At 40.8% G+C, this 18592-nt stretch carries 9 protein-coding genes; all 9 read right to left on the bottom strand.

Annotated elements, in window-relative coordinates; translation table 11 throughout:
• Positions 1-18: 18 nt before the first annotated feature.
• Complete coding sequence (locus tag SK608_RS03955; protein ID WP_033676761.1) at positions 19-1323, bottom strand: RsmF rRNA methyltransferase first C-terminal domain-containing protein; 1305 nt, start codon at positions 1321-1323, stop codon at positions 19-21.
• Positions 1324-2097: an inositol monophosphatase family protein gene (locus SK608_RS03950; RefSeq protein ID WP_000444030.1), complete on the bottom strand. Its 774-nt coding sequence runs from the start codon at positions 2095-2097 to the stop codon at positions 1324-1326.
• The gene (locus SK608_RS03945) at positions 2087-2365 is read right to left on the bottom strand and encodes a UPF0223 family protein (RefSeq protein WP_001041978.1); all 279 of its coding nucleotides are present in this window, start codon (positions 2363-2365) and stop codon (positions 2087-2089) included. The genes SK608_RS03950 and SK608_RS03945 overlap by 11 nt, the downstream gene beginning before the upstream one ends.
• Complete coding sequence (locus SK608_RS03940; RefSeq protein ID WP_000631254.1) at positions 2365-2766, bottom strand: Spx/MgsR family RNA polymerase-binding regulatory protein; 402 nt, start codon at positions 2764-2766, stop codon at positions 2365-2367. The genes SK608_RS03945 and SK608_RS03940 overlap by 1 nt, the downstream gene beginning before the upstream one ends.
• A 211-nt stretch (positions 2767-2977) precedes the next feature.
• Positions 2978-3595, bottom strand: coding sequence for a TIGR01906 family membrane protein (locus SK608_RS03935; protein WP_000850635.1), 618 nt, complete (start codon positions 3593-3595; stop codon positions 2978-2980).
• Positions 3585-4358, bottom strand: a complete 774-nt coding sequence (locus tag SK608_RS03930; RefSeq protein WP_000875450.1) for a TIGR01457 family HAD-type hydrolase — start codon at positions 4356-4358, stop codon at positions 3585-3587. The genes SK608_RS03935 and SK608_RS03930 overlap by 11 nt, the downstream gene beginning before the upstream one ends.
• Positions 4359-5105: an acyl-[acyl-carrier-protein] thioesterase gene (locus SK608_RS03925; protein ID WP_033677763.1), complete on the bottom strand. Its 747-nt coding sequence runs from the start codon at positions 5103-5105 to the stop codon at positions 4359-4361.
• A gap of 4 nt (positions 5106-5109) precedes the next feature.
• Positions 5110-6240, bottom strand: a complete 1131-nt coding sequence (gene hemW / locus SK608_RS03920; protein WP_033676757.1) for a radical SAM family heme chaperone HemW — start codon at positions 6238-6240, stop codon at positions 5110-5112.
• A gap of 175 nt (positions 6241-6415) precedes the next feature.
• Positions 6416-18148 (bottom strand): sialoglycan-binding domain-containing protein, encoded by an 11733-nt coding sequence (locus tag SK608_RS03915; protein ID WP_033676756.1) that lies wholly within the window; start codon positions 18146-18148, stop codon positions 6416-6418.
• Between the last annotated feature and the right edge of the window lie 444 nt (positions 18149-18592).

Raw genomic sequence — 18592 nt, 5'->3', positions numbered from 1 at the left:
CTACTTTGACTAGCATTTTCACTTGAATCTGAGTCCTTTTGGAAAATAATTTTTCAAAACATTTCCCGTCACCTTAGCAAAGCCCAAACCATTTCCTTGAACCAAAACTTGGTACCAACCATTTGGCAGACTTTCTGCCAGCTGAACGGTTTCTCCAGCCGCATACTTTACAAACTCCTCTTGGGCAATTTCAACTGACTGCTTGACCTGACTCGGTTTCAAGGCTAGACCAAGAGCAAAACTAGGCTCAAAGCGTTTCTTCTTAAAGGTCCCTAGATGCAGGCCATTGCGAGCAATCTTGAGTTTCCCTAAATCTGGCAAGAATTCGGGCAAGAGATAGAGTTGGTCCCCAAAAGTCTGCAAGATTCCCCTTAGATTGACCTGCAAATGTTTTTGTGCAAATTCCTGCCACAAAGTAACTTGTTCTCGGCTGAGATTGCTCTTACTTGCCTTACGTTTAGGTGCTAGATTTTCACCTTTAAATTGTAAATGAGCGACAAACTGCCCCTCTCCCTTAAAATGATGAGGATACATCCGAGCCGTTTCTGGCAGGTCAATACCAGCTACCATTCCATTGATATGCTCTACTGGCAACAAGTCAAAATTATACTCTTCCAGCAACCACTTGACAATCTCTTCGTTTTCCTCGGGGGCCCAGGTACAGGTTGAATAAACCAAGCGACCACCTTCAGCTAGCATGGTAACGGCATCTTCCAGAATTTCTCTTTGCAAGCTAGCGCATTGACTCGGATAATCTAAGCTCCAATAGTCCATAGCATCTGGTTGCTTACGAAACATTCCTTCACCAGAGCAAGGGGCATCAAGGACAATGAGGTCAAAATAGCCCTTAAAAACCTTGGCCAAACGGTCAGCAGATTCATTGGTCACCACGACATTTGTCGCTCCAAAGCGCTCCATGTTTTCTACTAAAATCTTAGCCCGTTTGCTTGAAATTTCGTTGGAAACCAGAATACCCTCCCCTGCTAGATAGGCTGCCAGCTGAGTTGATTTTCCACCCGGTGCAGCAGCCAAATCCAAGACTTTCATACCAGGACTGGGCTGGGCTACCTGAGCAACCATCTGAGCAGCAGGTTCTTGCGAATAAACCAAGCCTGTAGCATGCTCAGGCGATTTCCCTGATACCTTTCCGTAGTGACCCCAAGGGGTTTGAGGAATGGGATTAGAAAAGGAAACTGGCGCTTCTTTTAAGGGATTGACCCGAAAGGCCGAAACCGCTTCCTCCTCAAAAGAGGCAAGAAAATCTCTTGCCTCATCTCCTAGTATCTCTTCATATTTTTCAACAAATCCTTCTGGAAATTGCATTTAAGTTCTTTTCCTTTCGTAAATATAGGACTGAATTTCCTCCTGCATCTCAAGAGGTAGCATCATGACCGGTTGTCTGGTTTGAAAATCAAGCGGTTGACCAGATAGAGTCACAACCCGATAGCCCAGACTTTCCCCTAAAATACTAGCCGCAGCATAATCCCATGGTTGCAGATAAGTAACATATGTCAACAAACGCCCTGACAAAATCTTGGCAAAACTAATGGCCGCACTCCCATAGACACGAACACCGAGGACGGCTCGACTCAAATCAGCCAGCCCCCATTCGTTGGTTTCCAGCATGCCACTATTGCCTGCAATGAGAAAATCTCCAAGTGGTTTTGCTTTAAAAGGAGCTAGGGGCTTATCGTTTCGACAAACTGGAAACTTACCACCACCATGATAACAATCCCCTTTGACCACATCATAAATCAGTCCAAACTGTCCCTGACCATTTTCAAAATAAGCCATCATAACAGCAAAATCTTCCTGCTGGGCCACAAAATTATTGGTCCCATCAATGGGATCAATGACCCAAACCTTGCCCTCTTGAACCGAGGCTCGCAGACAACCTTCTTCAGCACAAATCTTATCCTCAGGATAACGGGACAAAATCTCACCAACCAAGAGCTCCTGAACTTCCTTGTCCAGTCTGGTCACCAAATCTGTTGGAGAGGACTTGGTTTCAACACACAAGTCTTCCTGCATATGGTCAAGAATGTACTGACCCGCCTTCTTGACAAGCTCTTTGGCAAATTCAAATTTACTTTCCAAGAGAAATCTTTCCTTCCCCTTTTTCCTTAGCCGCCTGAACTGCTCGGTAAAGCGAATAACCACTCACTGTTTCAAATTCTCGTCCCAAACGTTTTTCTTCACTCTTGCTTGGCACGACCTCCTTGAACCCCTTATAGGAGTCCAGTAACTTTTTAGCCTCTACCTTGCCCTCATAGGCAGCTTCAACATCATTAAAAAAAGAAAGCACTGAAGCAAGTTCTTCAGTGCTCCACGACAAATCTAGTGGGTAACTATACTGTTTGTTCATTAACTAATACCAGCTCTCATTCTTGCTTCTTTTAGTTCTTGCTTACGGTAACTACGAGGGAGAAAAGCACGAATCTCATCTTCATTAAAACCGATCTGCATACGTTTGGCATCAATAATAATGGGACGACGCAAAAGACTAGGATACTGCTCAATCAAATGAAGCAATTCTGATACCGAAATACTTTCTACATCAATATCTAATTTTTGAAAAATTTTTGAACGAGTTGAAATGATGTCATCAGTACCATTTTCGGTCAAGGAAAGAATGTGTTGCAATTCTTTTCTTGTTAAGGGACTGGTCATAATATTGTGCTCCTCAAAGGGCACCTTATGTTTCTCTAACCAGGCCTTTGCCTTACGACATGAAGTACAGCTCGGTGATAGGAATAGTGTAATCATGCTTTTCTCTTCTTATCTATACTTTGCTACTTCTATTATACAAAAAAATAAAGCACTTGACTAGATATTTTTAGAAAAAAAGCCTATTTTTTCAAGAAAAATAGACTGTTTGCGAACGATTAATACATTTCTGAATTAGTTAATTCACTCTTAACGATAGTTTCGAATCACATACCTAATTTATACATGTGAAATAAGAACATCTTTCGTTTCACTTCCTACGACTTTTTAGATAAAGACAGCCAAAGAAGCTTTCATAGAGGGCAAAAAAGAGGAGGAAGGCATGAAGGAAGAAGATCTCTGGCAAAATCAGAATCACTGGATCCTTGGCTGGATCAAAAAGCCAGGTATCATCTCCCACAAAGAGAATTTGATGGAAAAGGGTAAAGAATTGGTCAAAACCAATCAACACTCCTCCAAGCCCAATCAGTAAGGGTAAAACCACTAGAGCCAAAAGTCCTTTACTAAATAGAGACAAGAAGCCCTTTTTCACAATCTTATTGACAAAGAAATAGAAACTTGGCAGTGTCACTAGAGCTACTAGCTGAACCAAGTGAAAGAGGTTCTTAACCACCGCAAAATGGTGCAGACCAGCTGCTGACGAACGAAAATCTGGCATCTCTAGGACCTGACTAAATGGATTGGTCAGATAATTCATCAAGATATGAAAGTTGTACTGAATGGTTTCTGGTTTTAAATAGACCCGATCTGTTAAATTCAGCCACTGAATTTCCAGCTGATAAACAATCCAAGCCAGATAAATGGTCAAAAGGATTGAGAGGGAGAGGAGAAAGAGCATAGAGCCCCAAAAGGTCAGTTTAGTTTTCATCAAAGTTCCACTCCGCAAGGCTAGAAACCACATGAGTCGGTGCGATTGGCAGGTCTGCCACTTCTTCTGCCTTGGTAAAACCTGTCGTCACCAAGAGCGTTGGAATGCCATTGTCAATCCCTGCTCGGATATCTGTTAAGTAGTTATCCCCAACCATGATTAACTCTTTACGTTCCAAACCTAAGTGCTCAACCGCCTTGTCCATAATGATGGCATTTGGTTTCCCAATATAAACAGGTTTCACTCGTGTTGCCACTTCAAGAAGGGTAATCAGTGAACCAGCACCTGGCAAAAGACCGCGCTCTGTCGGGATGTTGAGGTCAGGGTTGGTTCCAATAAAATGAGCTCCCTTTTGGATAGCTAGAGTTGCTGTCGCAAATTTTTCATAGTCGACTTGCCAGTCCAATCCTACTACTACATAGGCAGGATTTCCCTTGTCTTCGACATAACCAGCCGCCTTGATGGCTTCCTTGAGTCCAGCTTCTCCGATGACATAGACAGTCTTTTCAAGCCCCAAGTCATTCATATAGTCGATCGTTGCCAAAGTCGCTGTGTAGACAGTCGATAGGGGCGTATCGATATTAAAATTCTGAACCAACATCTCCTGAACACTCTCTGGAGTGCGGGTTGTATTGTTGGTCACAAAGAGATAGGGGATATCCCGCTTTTGCAATTCATGGACAAAAGCCTCTCCTGCTGGAATTCTGTCTTTCCCCTTATAAATGGTTCCGTCTAAATCAATTAAATAGCCTTTATATTTCATCTATTTCTCCCTAATCTTTTTTATTTCTTGCCAAGTGATGATAGCTTGAGCATTGGTAGCCCCGTCGCTTGTGATCTCATGCTTGCTTTCCAGTCCAGTCCGTTCAACAGCCGATGTGATCACCCCACCTGGTCGAACTTCCTTGACATACTTGAGATTGATTTTCTTGGGAATATATTGGGTCAAAAAGTCCGCTCCCATAACCTCAAAAATCCAGTCTAGATACTTACTGTTATTAACATGACCATTCATATCTAAATCGTAAAAACGGACATGGTAATCCTTGCTGATTGGCTCTTCCAAAGTCTCATACTTTGGTCCGCGGATAAGTTTTTTATCAAAATCAGACTGATACGGAGCCACAATCTCAGGTTCGACAGCATGGACTTTTCGACTGTCTCGATCCATGAGAACAAAGGTCGCCATCATGTGTATAAGGTCCTGTCCTGCTTCATCATAAATGGTAAAGCGACGGTAGCAAAAGAGCCGATTGTAGCTCAAAGCTTCCGTTTCGATAGTGATTTCTTCTGCAAAACGAGGCAAACGAACCACCTCAATATCGTATTCTGTGATAATCCAGACCAGATTATAGTCCTCCAAAATGGCTTTATCACTAACTCCCAGTTCAATCGCCTGCATCCCTGAAACTTGTAGGGATAGTAAAATCACATCTGGAAGCTTGATATGACCATTCATATCAGCCATATCAAAAGGAATTTTCATTTTCATTTGATAAGTTAAGCCCATCATCCTACTCCAAAATAAATCGTTCTGCTACGGTGTCTCCTAAAAAGATACCTCTTTTTGTCATGCGCACGCGATCACCGTCTATTTGCATAAGACCTTGTTGAATCAAGTCCTTGACAATTTCTCCATAAAGTCCATCAAAAGACCGTCCAAATTTTTCTTCAAATCGCGCCATAGAGACCCCTGATTTCTTACGGAGACCTAGGAACATTTCTTCTTCCATTTGCTCCTTTTGACTCAGGTGCTCTTCTGTGATGCGAGCGTTGCCTTCCTCAACTGCACTGAGATAATGACGAATGGGGCCATGATTTTTATAGCGCACTCCATTGACATAGCCAGACGCCCCAGCACCAATGCCATAGTATTCAGCATTGTCCCAGTACATGAGATTGTGACGACTTTCAAAACCAGGCTTTGAGAAATTGGAAATCTCATAATGTTCAAAACCAGCTCGCTCTAGCTCTGCGATGATGTACTCAAACATCTCAGCTTCCAGTTCCTCCTTAGGCAGAGGCAATTTCCCTCGTCGCATACGGTTCATAAAGACCGTATGATTTTCCAAAATCAAGCTATACAAACTCATATGGGGAATATCCAGTCCAATGGCCTTAGCCACATTTTCCTTGACCTGCTCCATGGTCTGACCAGGCAGTGCATAAATCAAATCAATAGAGATATTGTCAAAACCAGCCAGTTTCAGACGGTCGATATTTTCATAAATATCCTTCTCCAAATGACTGCGCCCAATCTTTTTCAGCATCTTATCATCAAAGGTCTGCACGCCTAGCGAAACACGATTGACAGCCGAGTTCTTCAAAACAGCAATCTTATCCGCGTCCAAGTCGCCTGGATTGGCCTCAATGGTCAACTCCTCTAAGACAGACAAGTCCAAGTTTTTAGTCAAGCCATCCAATAACACCTCCAGTTGCGGAGCTGACAAAGCTGTCGGTGTGCCACCACCGATGTAGAGGGTTGACAACTTTTGAATATCATAAGAACGAAACTCTTCCAGCATATGCTCCAAATAGCTATCTACCGGCTGATTCTTGATGAAGACCTTTGAAAAGTCACAATAATAACAAATTTGAGTACAAAACGGGATGTGTACATAGGCTGACGTTGGTTTTTTCTGCATAGTACTTATTATACCACAAAAGCGAACAATACTTAGAATTCCGTTTAACAAAATCCTAGCATTGTTCGCTTTCTTTATCTAATCATTCTTTGTATTTTATGGATAACACAACTATCAGAATCAATCTAGTTCTTTGTTAAAACACAAAAGAATGAATGTTCATCTGACTAAATTTTTAGTCTTCTTTTTTCTTGCGAGCTACAAGTCCAAATCCATTCAATAGTCCAAGAAGTCCTAGAGATGCAAGAGCAGCATTTGATTCTGTTCCTGTATTTGGCAATACATTTTGAGAATCATTTGAATTAGCTCCATTATCAACAGTAGTCTTAGTATCTACCTGATCTGCATTCGGAGTAACTGCATTTGGAGTTGGAGTAGCTGGTGCTGGTGTATCTTGACCAGAACCTCCATTAGTGTCAGGGTTGACTGGCGTATCAGGTGTCACTGGTGCAACTGGAATTGTATCTGTTGGTGTTGCTGGTGTTACCTTCGCTGGAGTTTCTACTGGAACTTCTACAGCTGCTTTACCTGGTTCTGTAATCTTACCTGTTCCTGGAACTTTACCGTCTGGTAATTCACTGTTTGGTACTTTACCTTTACCTTCTTTATCGATTGTAACGACAATTGGGTTTCCATCTTTACCTGGGATTTCTACCGTAGTTCCTGGTGGGTATGTTGAGCCATCTGGTTTCTTCGGTGTTACTGTAACGTCACCTGTCTTAGGATCTTGATCCAACTCTATTGTTGGTGTCTTACGAGCTGGTGTTGTTACATCTACTGGTTGTGATGGTTTCTTGTTCGGTTCTGTTACTGTTCCTTTTCCTGGCAAGTCTCCTTTTGGAAGCTTGTCATTTGGTACTTCACCTGAACCATTGTCACCAATTGTTACTGTGATTGTTGTTCCATTTTCTCCTGGAATTTCTACCTTAGTTCCTGGTGGGTATGTTGAGCCATCTGGTTTCTTAGGCGTTACAATCGCATTTCCATTTGGTTGTTGAGTAATTTCAATCTTACCAGGTTTTTCAGTTACTGGTGTTTCTGGTGTAAATTTAGCTGGAGTTGTTACATTAGGAACTTCAACAGCTGATTTACCTGGTTCTGTAATCTTACCTGTACCTGGTGTTTCTACGTCTGGTAGATCACTGTTTGGTACTTTACCTTTTCCGTCTTCACCGATTGTGACTGTGATTGGCTTGCCATCTTTACCTGGAATTTCTACCGTAGTTCCTGGTGGGTAGATTGAGCCATCTGGTTTCTTCGGTGTTACTGTAACGTCACCTGTCTCAGGATCTCGTTTCACATCTAGTGTTGGTGTCTTACGAGCTGGTGTTGTTACATCCACTGGTTGTGATGGTTTCTTGTTAGGTTCTGTTACTGTTCCTGTACCTGGGACATTTGTCTTAGGAAGGTTGTCATTTGGTACTTCACCTGAACCATTGTCACCAATTGTTACTGTGATTGTTGTTCCATTTTCTCCTGGAATTTCTACCCTGCTACCTGATGGGTAAGTTGTTCCATCTGGTTTCTTAGGCGTTACAATCGCATTTCCATTTGGTTGTTGAGTAATTTCAATCTTACCTGGTTTTTCAGTTACTTGTGTTGCTGGTGTTACCTTAGCTGGAGTTTCTACTGGAACTTCTACAGCTGGTTGACCTGGTTCAGTAATCTTACCTGTACCTGGAACTTTACCGTCTGGTAATTCACTGTTTGGTACTTTACCTTTACCTTCTTTATCGATTGTAACGATAATTGGGTTTCCATCTTTACCTGGGATTTCTACCTTAGTTCCTGGTGGATATGTTGAGCCATCTGGTTTCTTAGGTGTTACTGTAACGTCACCTGTCTTAGGATCTTGATCCAACTCTATTGTTGGTGTCTTACGAGCTGGTGTTGTTACATCCACTGGTTGTGATGGTTTCTTGTTAGGTTCTGTGACTGTTCCTGTACCTGGCAAGTCTCCTTTTGGAAGCTTGTCATTTGGTACTTCACCTGAACCATTGTCACCAATTGTTACTGTGATTGTTGTTCCATTTTCTCCTGGAATTTCTACCTTGCTACCTGATGGGTAAGTTGTTCCATCTGATTTCTTAGGCGTTACAATCGCATTTCCATTTGGTTGTTGAGTAATTTCAATCTTACCTGGTTTTTCAGTTACTGGTGTTTCTGGTGTGAATTTAGCTGGGGTTGTGACATTAGGAACTTCAACAGCTGGTTTACCTGGTTCGGTAATCTTACCTGTACCTGGTGTTTCTACATCTGGTAGATCACTGTTTGGTACTTTACCTTTACCGTCTTCACCGATTGTGACTGTGATTGGCTTGCCATCTTTACCTGGGATTTCTACTACTGTTCCTGGTGGGTAGATTGAGCCATCTGGTTTCTTCGGTGTTACTGTAACGTCACCTGTCTCAGGATCTCGTTTCACATCTAGTGTTGGTGTCTTACGAGCTGGTGTTGTTACATCCACTGGTTGTGATGGTTTCTTGTTAGGTTCTGTTACTGTTCCTGTACCTGGGACATTTGTCTTAGGAAGGTTGTCATTTGGTACTTCACCTGACCCATTGTCACCAATTGTTACTGTGATTGTTGTTCCATTTTCTCCTGGAATTTCTACCCTGCTACCTGATGGGTAAGTTGTTCCATCTGGTTTCTTAGGCGTTACAATCGCATTTCCATTTGGTTGTTGAGTAATTTCAATCTTACCTGGTTTTTCAGTTACTGGTGTTTCTGGTGTGAATTTAGCTGGTGTTGTTACATTAGGAACTTCAACAGCTGGTTTACCTGGTTCGGTAATCTTACCTGTACCTGGTGTTTCTACATCTGGTAGATCACTGTTTGGTACTTTACCTTTACCGTCTTCACCGATTGTGACTGTGATTGGCTTGCCATCTTTACCTGGGATTTCTACCGTAGTTCCTGGTGGATATGTTGTTCCATCTGGTCTCTTCGGTGTTAATGTAACGTCACCTGTCTCAGGATCTCGTTTCACATCTAGTGTTGGTGTCTTATGAGCTGGTGTTGTTACATTAGGAACTTCAACAGCTGGTTTGCCTGGTTCGGTAATCTTACCTGGTTTTGTAACCTCACCGTCTGGTAATTCACTGTTTGGTACTTTACCTTTACCATCTTCTCCAATTGTTACTGTGATTGGCTTGTCACCTTTACCTGGAATTTCTACTACTGTTCCTGGTGGGTATGTTGACCCATCTGGTCTCTTCGGTGTTACTGTAACATCACCAGTCTTAGGATCTTGTTCCAAGTCTACGGTTGGAGTTACTTTAGCTGGGGTTGTGACCTCAGGAACTTCCACTGATGGTTTGCCTGGTTCGGTAATCTTACCTGGTTTTGTAACCTTACCGTCTGGTAACTCACTGTTTGGTACTTTACCTTTACCGTCTTCACCGATTGTGACTGTGATTGGCTTGCCATCTTTACCTGGGATTTCTACTACTGTTCCTGGTGGGTAGATTGAGCCATCTGGTCTCTTCGGTGTTACTGTAACATCACCAGTCTTAGGATCTTGTTCCAAGTCTACTGTTGGAGTTACTTTAGCTGGGGTTGTGACCTCAGGAACTTCAACTGATGGTTTGTCTGGTTCGGTAATCTTACCTGGTTTTGTAACCTTACCGTCTGGTAATTCACTGTTTGGTACTTTACCTTTACCATCTTCTCCGATTGTTACTGTGATTGGCTTGTCACCTTTACCTGGAATTTCTACTACTGTTCCTGGTGGGTATGTTGAGCCATCTGGTTTCTTCGGTGTTACTGTAACATCACCAGTCTTAGGATCTTGTTCCAAGTCTACGGTTGGAGTTACTTTAGCTGGGGTTGTGACCTCAGGAACTTCAACAGATGGTTTGCCTGGTTCGGTAATCTTACCTGGTTTTGTAACCTTACCGTCTGGTAATTCACTGTTTGGTACTTTACCTTTACCATCTTCTCCGATTGTTACTGTGATTGGCTTGTCACCTTTACCTGGAATTTCTACTACTGTTCCTGGTGGGTATGTTGACCCATCTGGTCTCTTCGGTGTTACTGTAACATCACCAGTCTTAGGATCTTGTTCCAAGTCTACGGTTGGAGTCTTACGTGCTGGAGTTGTTGCTGGCACTGGTTGTGATGGTCTCTTATTCGGTTCTGTTACTGTACCTTCTCCTTCGATTTTTCCTTTTGGAAGACTATCATTCGGTACTATTCCTGAACCGTCTTCTCCGATGATAACCTCGATTGGAGTATCATTATCACCCGGAATAACTACCTTCGTTCCTGGTGGATATGTTCCTCCCACTCCAGGTTTCTTCGGTGTTACAATAGCATCTCCATTTGGTTTTCTAGTAATATCAATTGAGACTGGTTGCTCTGTTTGTGGTTCATTTGGATCTAATTTTTTAGGTGTCTTCACTTGAACTTCTTCAGGTGTTTTCCCTTTTTCAATAATCTTACCTGTTCCCGGAATATCTCCTTCTGGCAGATCACTGTTTGGTACTTTACCTTTACCATCTTCACCGATTGTTACTGTGATTGGGTTCCCGTCTTTACCTGGAATTTCTACTACTGTTCCTGGTGGGTAGATTGAACCATCTGGTTTCTTCGGTGTCACTGTAACATCACCCGTCTTAGGATCTTGTTCAATTTTGATTGTCGGGTTCTTACGAGCTGGTGTTGTTACTGGCACTGGTTGTGATGGTTCTTTATTCGGTTCTGTTACTGTACCTTTTCCTGGTAAATCACCTTTAGGTAACTTGTCATTTGGAACTATTCCTGAACCATCTTCACCGATTGTAACGACAATTGGATTACCATCCTTACCTGGAATTTCTACTACTGTTCCTGGTGGGTAGGTTGAGCCATCTGGTTTCTTCGGTGTTATTACTGCATCACCATTTGGTTTGCGTGTGATATCGATTGTAGGAGTTTGAGTTGTTGGTGTCTTAGGATCTGTTCCATTTTTCTCTTCATCCTTGTCTGGAATACCATCGTTATCATCATCTGGATCGGTCACATCTGGGATACCGTCGCCATCTGTATCACGTTGAATTGTAACTGGAACATCCACAGTAACTTCTTCATCACCATTCTTAACTTTAACTGGGATTGTAACTTTACGTTCTTCTTCTTTTGGTCCCCAATCTGTTACGGTTGGTGTTCCAGTTAAGTTACCATCACCATCTACTGTTAAACCATTTACTGGTGTTTCTGTTGTGATGGTTGAACCTGGTTTATTTGGTGTCACAACTTTTGTTGGCGGTACTGGTGCTTTCTCTTTCACTTTTCCTGGATCTGTGACTGTACCTGTTAATTTATCAGCTACTTTTGGATTTGCATCATCCTTGTCTGGAATTCCATCGTTGTCATCATCTGGATCAGTCACATCTGGAATACCGTCGCCATCTGTATCACGTTGAATTTTAACTGGTACTTTTACAACAGTCTCTTCTGTTCCACGTTTCAGTTTAACTGGAATCTCTACTGTACGTTCTTCTTCTTTTGGTCCCCAATCTGTGACGCTTGGTGTGCCTACTAGATTTCCACCTTGATCCACAGTCAAACCATTTACTGGACCATCTACTGTAATCGTTGTACCTGGTTTGTTTGGTGTGATTACCTTAGTATTCGCTGGGACAGGTGTTTTTTCTGGGACAGTTTTTTCTGTTACTGTTCCTGTTAATTTATCAGCTACTTTTGGATTTGCATCATCCTTGTCTGGAATTCCATCGTTATCATCATCTGGATCTACTTTATCTGGGATTCCATCGCCATCTGTATCTCTTTCGATATTTACAGGTACTTTTACAACAGTCTCTTCTGTTCCACGTTTCAGTTTAACTGGAATCTCTACTGTACGTTCTTCTTCTTTTGGTCCCCAATCTGTGATGCTTGGTGTTCCCACTAGATTTCCGCCGTTATCCACTGTTAAACCATTTACTGGACCATCTACTGTAATCGTTGTGCCTGGTTTATTTGGTGTCACTACCTTAGTATTTGCTGGGACAGGTGTTTTTTCTTTTACAGTTTTTCCTGTTGTGTCTCCTGTTAATTTATCAGCTACTTTTGGATTTGCATCATCCTTGTCTGGAATACCATCGTTATCATCATCTGGATCGGTCACATCTGGAATACCGTCTCCATCTGTATCGCGTTGGATAGTAACTGGAACATTTACAGGAACTACCTCGTCACCATGTTTAACTTTAACTGGGATCGTAACTTTACGTTCTTCTTCTTTTGGTCCCCAATCTGTGACAGTTGGTGTACCAGTTAAGTTACCATCGCCATCTACTGTTAATCCATTGACTGGTGTTTCTGTGGTGATTGTTGAACCTGGTTTGTTTGGTGTTACTACTGTAACTGGCGTAGTTTTTTCTTTTTCCAGAACTGGTGCTGGTGGAGTAACTTCAGCTCCCAAACTACCATTTGCTGTTCCTCTAGCTACTGGACTCTCAAGAACTACATTATCAATTCTCTTAGAAACTTTTGCAGTTATTTCTGTTTTATCTGCAACCTCAGCATCAGAAATTGTCACAACGCCTGCAGGGGTTACTGACACTTTATCAGCTGTCTTACCATTTACAGTCCAAGTATTTCCTGATTTTGTAACTGTTACAGTTTCTGGAGTTGTCTTACCTGTTGGTACATAAGTAAGGGTGATAGTATCAATATCTTGTGGATTAGTACTATTAGGGCGTGTTGGTGGAGTAATTGTTACACTACCATTCTCATGTCCAACTACGCTAGGCACTGTTGGCGTTACTGCTAACACTACTTGACGCTTAATTTCTGCAGGTGCAAATGTTGTTCTAGTTGTACTATTTACATCCGTAATAGAATTTTTGCTGGTATCCGGGAATACTGCTGTTGCGTTTCGAGTATATTTCCCTGAGTTATCTAGTGTTGTTCCTGAATCTAATTTATCTCCAGCTTTCCATGTCCACGTCATACCACTTGGTAAATAGTTGTTTCCACGATCTGCTTTATCTTCACTATCTACAACCTTAAGATATCTATGAGCATCAATATTTTTACCACTATTGGCTACATTCAACGTTGAAGCTACTGGTACTTTTGCGATACCATTTTCAAGGTTTCTAGTCTCAATATCAACCACTCGATATTTGAATTTCAAATCACGGCTATCAGTAGCACTGCTTCCTTCAACATGTAGAGTAGCTTCATGTTCTCCTAAAGTTTCAGTATTCAATACAGTACCTGAAGACAAGCGAGTTGCATATGGATTTGCTTCAGTTTTTCCTGTTTGAGATGTAAATGTAGAAGCGGTTACTCCTTTTGGAAGTCCTCCCTTAACTTCTACTTTAGAAATCACACCTGAGTTATCCCATACCTTCAATTCAGGGTTAAATGTAGCGCCACGATAGACTGTAAAGATTGGTGAATTAGCTGTTTCTGTTAATGGAATACCATTTAAAGTAGCTTGTGGTTTTTGCACATCTTTTGCAGTTACTTTTGCTGGATCTGAATCAGCACCATTTCCATTTTTGGTAACTACTGTTACTTCTGTTCCGTCTTTTACTTTATTTTCCGGAATCGTGATTTCTCCAGTATTTGGATTGATTTGTACTTCTGGAGTATTTACTGTCCATTTTCCTTTCGGATCTTTAGTTCCAACAGCTGTTTTCGGAGTATTATCTTCCCCTGTATAGCTTACAGTAATCTTATCTGCTTTTGCTGGATTTTGTGGTTTACCTGTAACATCACCATTGTCTTTTGCTGTTGCTACTGGTTTAGCTGGCTTAGAAAATTTCGCTGTTGCTTTTGCTGGATCTGAATCAGTACCATTTCCATTTTTCGTAACTACTGTTACTTCTGTTCCGTCTTTTACTTTATTTTCCGGAATCGTGATTTCTCCAGTATTTGGATTGATTTGTACTTCTGGAGTATTTACTGTCCATTTCCCTTTCGGATCTTTAGTTCCAACAGCTGTTTTTGGTTGATTATCTTCTCCAGTATAGCTTACAGTAATTTTATCTGCTTTTGCTGGATCTTGTGGTTTACCTGTAACATCACCATTGTCTTTTGCTGTTGCTACTGGTTTAGCTGGTTTAGAAGATTTTGATGTTACTTTAGCTACTGGACTTTCAAGAACTACATTATTATCAATTCTCTTAGAAACTTTTGCAGTTACTTCTTTAGCATCCGCAACTTCAAGATCAGAAATTGTTACAACACCTGCTGGAGTTACTGATACTTTATCGGTTGTCTTACCATTGACTGTCCAGTTATTTCCTGATTTTGCAACTGTTACAGTTTCTGGTGTAGTCTTACCTGTTGGTGTATAAGTAAGTGTGATTGTATCAATATCTTGCGGTGTAGTACCATTAGGACGTGTTGGTGGGGTAACTGTTACACTACCATTTTCATTGGCTACTACGCTAGGCGCTGTCGGCGTTACCGCAAGAACTACTGGACGCTTGATTTCTGTCGGTGCAAATGTTGTTCTAGTTGTACTATTGTTATCTGTTACAGAACTTGGGAATTGCGCTGTAGCATTTCGAGTGTATTTACCTGAATTATCTAATGTAGTACCTGGATCTAAGTTGTCTCCAGCTTTCCACGTCCAAGTCATACCTTGAGGCAAGTGGCTATTCCCACGATCGCTTTGATCTTGGCTATCTACAACTTTAAGATAATTATGAGCATCAACATTTGTACGGCTATTTGGTACATTTAAAGTTGAACCTACTGGTACTTTCGCGACACCATTTTCAAGATTTTTTGTTGTAATATCCACAACACGGTACTTGAATTTCAAGTCACGACTGTCAGTAGCACTACTTCCTTCTACGTGAAGAGTAGCAGTATGTTCTCCTAATGTCTGAGTATCTAATACTCTACCCGAAGACAAGCGAGTTTTATACTTCTTATCTTCTGAACTTCCATCTTTACCAGTTTGGGCTGTAAAGTTAGAAGCACTTACTCCGCCAGGAAGATTTCCAACTGTTACTTTTGAGATTTTTCCTGAGTTATCCCATACTTTAAGCTCTGGGTTAAAGTCGGCACCACGATAGACTGTAAAGATTGGTGTATTGGCTGTCTCTGTTAGCGTAATACCATTTAAAGTAGCTTGTGGTTTTTGGACATCTTTCGCAGTTGCTTTAGCTGGATCTGAATCTGCACCATTTCCATTCTTCGTAACTGCAGTTACTTCTGTTAAATCTTTAACTTTATTAGCTGGGATTGTAATTTCCCCTGTATTTGGATCAATTCGAACATCTGGATTATTTACAGTCCATTTACCGTTTGTTCCTTTAGTTCCTTCAGCTGTTTTTTGCTTGTTATCTTCACCTGTAAAGCTTACTTTGATTTTATCTACTTTTTTTGGATCTTGTGGTTTTGCAGTTACATCCCCATTATCCTTAGCTGTTGCTACTGGTGTTTGAGCTTTGTCATCTACAACATGCACGGGAGCATCAACAATAAATTTTCCACGTTCAGGAATAGTGACTTCCACTTTACCATACACAGGTGCATTCGGTGCTGTAGGTCTTGATACATCTGGATCTTTAAACCAACGATATGTTGTACCTGCAGGTAATTCATTTGGATTCGCAATACTGTTGTAAGCGTCTGGAATGACCCCTACTTTAGTACTTTGCGGTTTAGATTTTGGTTTTAAGTCATATTTAGCAGCTTCCTCTGGTTTCAGTGGTAGGGTACCGATAATGGCGTTTTGACCGTTTCTATATCGAATTAGCCCATCTGTTGAGTATCCGCCATAGGCAAGATACGGATCATTCGCTAAACGTTTTTTAATATCCGCAAGCATCGGATTATTTTTATTTTTATTACCCCAATCCGACATAATGCTTTGATCTAACTCATCACCTTCAAGAATTTTTGTTTTGAAAGTAATAATTGTACGTTGACCAGCAACAACGTTCAGTTTATCTTCGATTACCCCTCTAGCAAGGTTATAAATTAAACCACCTGTTGTAATACCGTACATATCTTTCACACGTGAAGCTGCATCTGGATTACGATCGGTACCATCTTTTCTAGAATCACGATAAATATTTTTTCTCCAACTATTATCAGGATGAGCATAATCCATCCAAGAACCTATATTTTCACCATAAGTTGACCCTGAACGGCGTTCACCATTTTTAACATAAGCTCGAGAAAACGTGTTTTCATACTCCCATTTTGATGCACTTGCATACTCTTGATGAGATATTTGACTTCCATCTTTATATTTTGTATAAGTGAAGTCATACGGATCTCCTACAGTACGCGGAATAGCAAGTGATATTTTCTTAGAAGAACCCGCAAGAGCATTTTCCGCTGGACCTGAATCTACGATCCAGTAATAATATTTATTTCCATCTTTTTCGATACGCTCTTCACGATACACACGAATATTATCGTAGGCTTTATCAGCAGTCCCTACACTTACGAAGGCATATTGCTTGGTATCTGGTGAATATACATCACGCTCTGAATAGTTAAGCATTGGGTTTTTATTCCAACCAACACCAAAGTCTGTTTTTCTTGTTTCACGAACGTTACTTGTTCCACGTCCTACTTCTTTTCCGTTCTTTTTGACTACGGCTGTAATAGTAGCACCTTTCACCATCAACTTAGGGTCTACATTAACTGTAAAATATCCGTTTGATTGAGATTTAGTTGTGTATTTTTTCCCACCAATTGATATTTCAACATCAGCTTCTGACGCTGTATATCCATCAACCTGAGCTACACCAGCTAAACTATCATTGAATGCCACTGTGTCTACTTGACTTACTGTAGTATTATAAACACTTTGACCATTGACTACTAATTCAACTTTATCTCCCACTTTAATACCTGGTGCATTTAATTTAAAAGCTCCAGTATCATCTAGTTTAGACGTAAGTATCTTTTGGCCATTTCTCTTAATTTCAATTGTTGAAGATGGCGTTGCATATCCTGTGATAAATCCAGAGTCCGCTACAACTATCCCAAGACTCCCACGTTTAGTCGTTTTATCAATAGGTGCAGATCTTAGATTAGAACCTTGTCCCATACTTTGACCATTACGTGAGTCACGAGCACCTGAAGTCAAACGTGTTGTAGCATTTTTAACAGAATTAAACATTCTCTTCACAAGTTTGTTCATTTCTTCAACATCATTCAGAGAAACTGTTGTGTTTTCAAGAACTTCTTGCGCCAATCCCAATAGTTCATTGGCTTTTTCAAGAACTTCTTTGCTTGTCTCATGCTCAGGCAATTCCAAGACAGCTGCCTGCAATTGATCTACAGATACTTTCAAGGCTTCTTTTTTAGCTGATACAGTTTGACTCTCTTCGCTTGCTCTTACTTCAGAAGAAGATGCGCTCGCTAGGTTGTCAGCCTGCTTTTCAGTCTTATTCCCTTGAATCTCAGTTGATTCCTTAGCAGCAGCTGATAAGACTGTCACATCTTTAGACAGGAGTTCTACAAGCTCATCAATATCCTTTTGAGCTAGGTCAGAATTTTCTAGGGCTTCTTTCCCTTTTTGAAGTCTATCTTTAATAGGTGAGACTACTGAGTCATTAAGGTTTAATTTAGTTGAAAGAAGAGAATTTAGTTCTTCAACGACTTTTCTTAACTTAGCTTTATCAACTGTACTAGCGCTATTTTCAGCAATTGCAGGTTCTTTATTTTCTAAAGATTTATTTACTTCATCTACTTTGTTTTTATTAGATTCCGTAATACCTAGAGGCGACTTAGCCTCATCTTTAGGACTTACTACACCCGCAGCAGATGGTGCAGTAGTTTCGCTTACACTATCCGCACTCGCAACGCGTGCACCCAAAAACATCAGCGCTGCTACAGCAACTGAAGCCGCACCAAAACTGTATTTACGAATAGAAAATCGCAAGACTTTTTCACGTTGCTGTCGATTTACTTTATATGAATTCGATTTGTGTTCCATTTGTCCTCCTAAGGGCAATATAATATAGAAAAAGCAATCTTTATAACTTCAACCCCTTAAAAAGAGTTAAGCTATAAAAATCACTATGATGATCGCTATCAGCAAATAACATCACAGCTATCACAGCTATCACAGCTATCACAGCTATCACAGCTATCACAGCTATCACAGCTATCACAGCTATCACAGCTATCACAGCTCAATTATACCATTTTTGACATAATTAAACAACTATAAACCCGTTTATCTCATCAAATAAAATTAAAAATTTTTAATATGTATAATATGTTATTATATTACTTAATCAAGAACAAAAAAGCGATTCCTCCTCTACCTATAAAATAAATCCATCATCTCCTATCACATCAGTTGATTTATATTCATTGTAGCTCCTGGAATTTTTCTCGAGAATATCGAGTAAATATCAGGTAAAACGTATGCGTC

It is taken from the genome of Streptococcus mitis subsp. hohhotensis, assembly GCF_000722775.1.
GTDB classification, from domain to species: Bacteria; Bacillota; Bacilli; order Lactobacillales; family Streptococcaceae; genus Streptococcus; species Streptococcus carlssonii.
The sequence above is the reverse complement of the archived record's forward strand: the minus strand, read 5'-3'. Positions and strand labels throughout refer to the sequence as shown.

What these genes read in the sequence shown, in the direction of transcription:
- SK608_RS03955 (WP_033676761.1), bottom strand. Translation starts at nt 1,323, where the DNA reads ATGCAATTTCCAGAAGGATTTGTTGAAAAATATGAAGAGATACTAGGA.
- SK608_RS03945 (WP_001041978.1), bottom strand. Translation starts at nt 2,365, where the DNA reads ATGAACAAACAGTATAGTTACCCACTAGATTTGTCGTGGAGCACTGAA.
- SK608_RS03940 (WP_000631254.1), bottom strand. Translation starts at nt 2,766, where the DNA reads ATGATTACACTATTCCTATCACCGAGCTGTACTTCATGTCGTAAGGCA.
- SK608_RS03935 (WP_000850635.1), bottom strand. Translation starts at nt 3,595, where the DNA reads ATGAAAACTAAACTGACCTTTTGGGGCTCTATGCTCTTTCTCCTCTCC.
- SK608_RS03930 (WP_000875450.1), bottom strand. Translation starts at nt 4,358, where the DNA reads ATGAAATATAAAGGCTATTTAATTGATTTAGACGGAACCATTTATAAG.
- SK608_RS03925 (WP_033677763.1), bottom strand. Translation starts at nt 5,105, where the DNA reads ATGGGCTTAACTTATCAAATGAAAATGAAAATTCCTTTTGATATGGCT.
- hemW (WP_033676757.1), bottom strand. Translation starts at nt 6,240, where the DNA reads ATGCAGAAAAAACCAACGTCAGCCTATGTACACATCCCGTTTTGTACT.
- SK608_RS03915 (WP_033676756.1), bottom strand. Translation starts at nt 18,148, where the DNA reads ATGGAACACAAATCGAATTCATATAAAGTAAATCGACAGCAACGTGAA.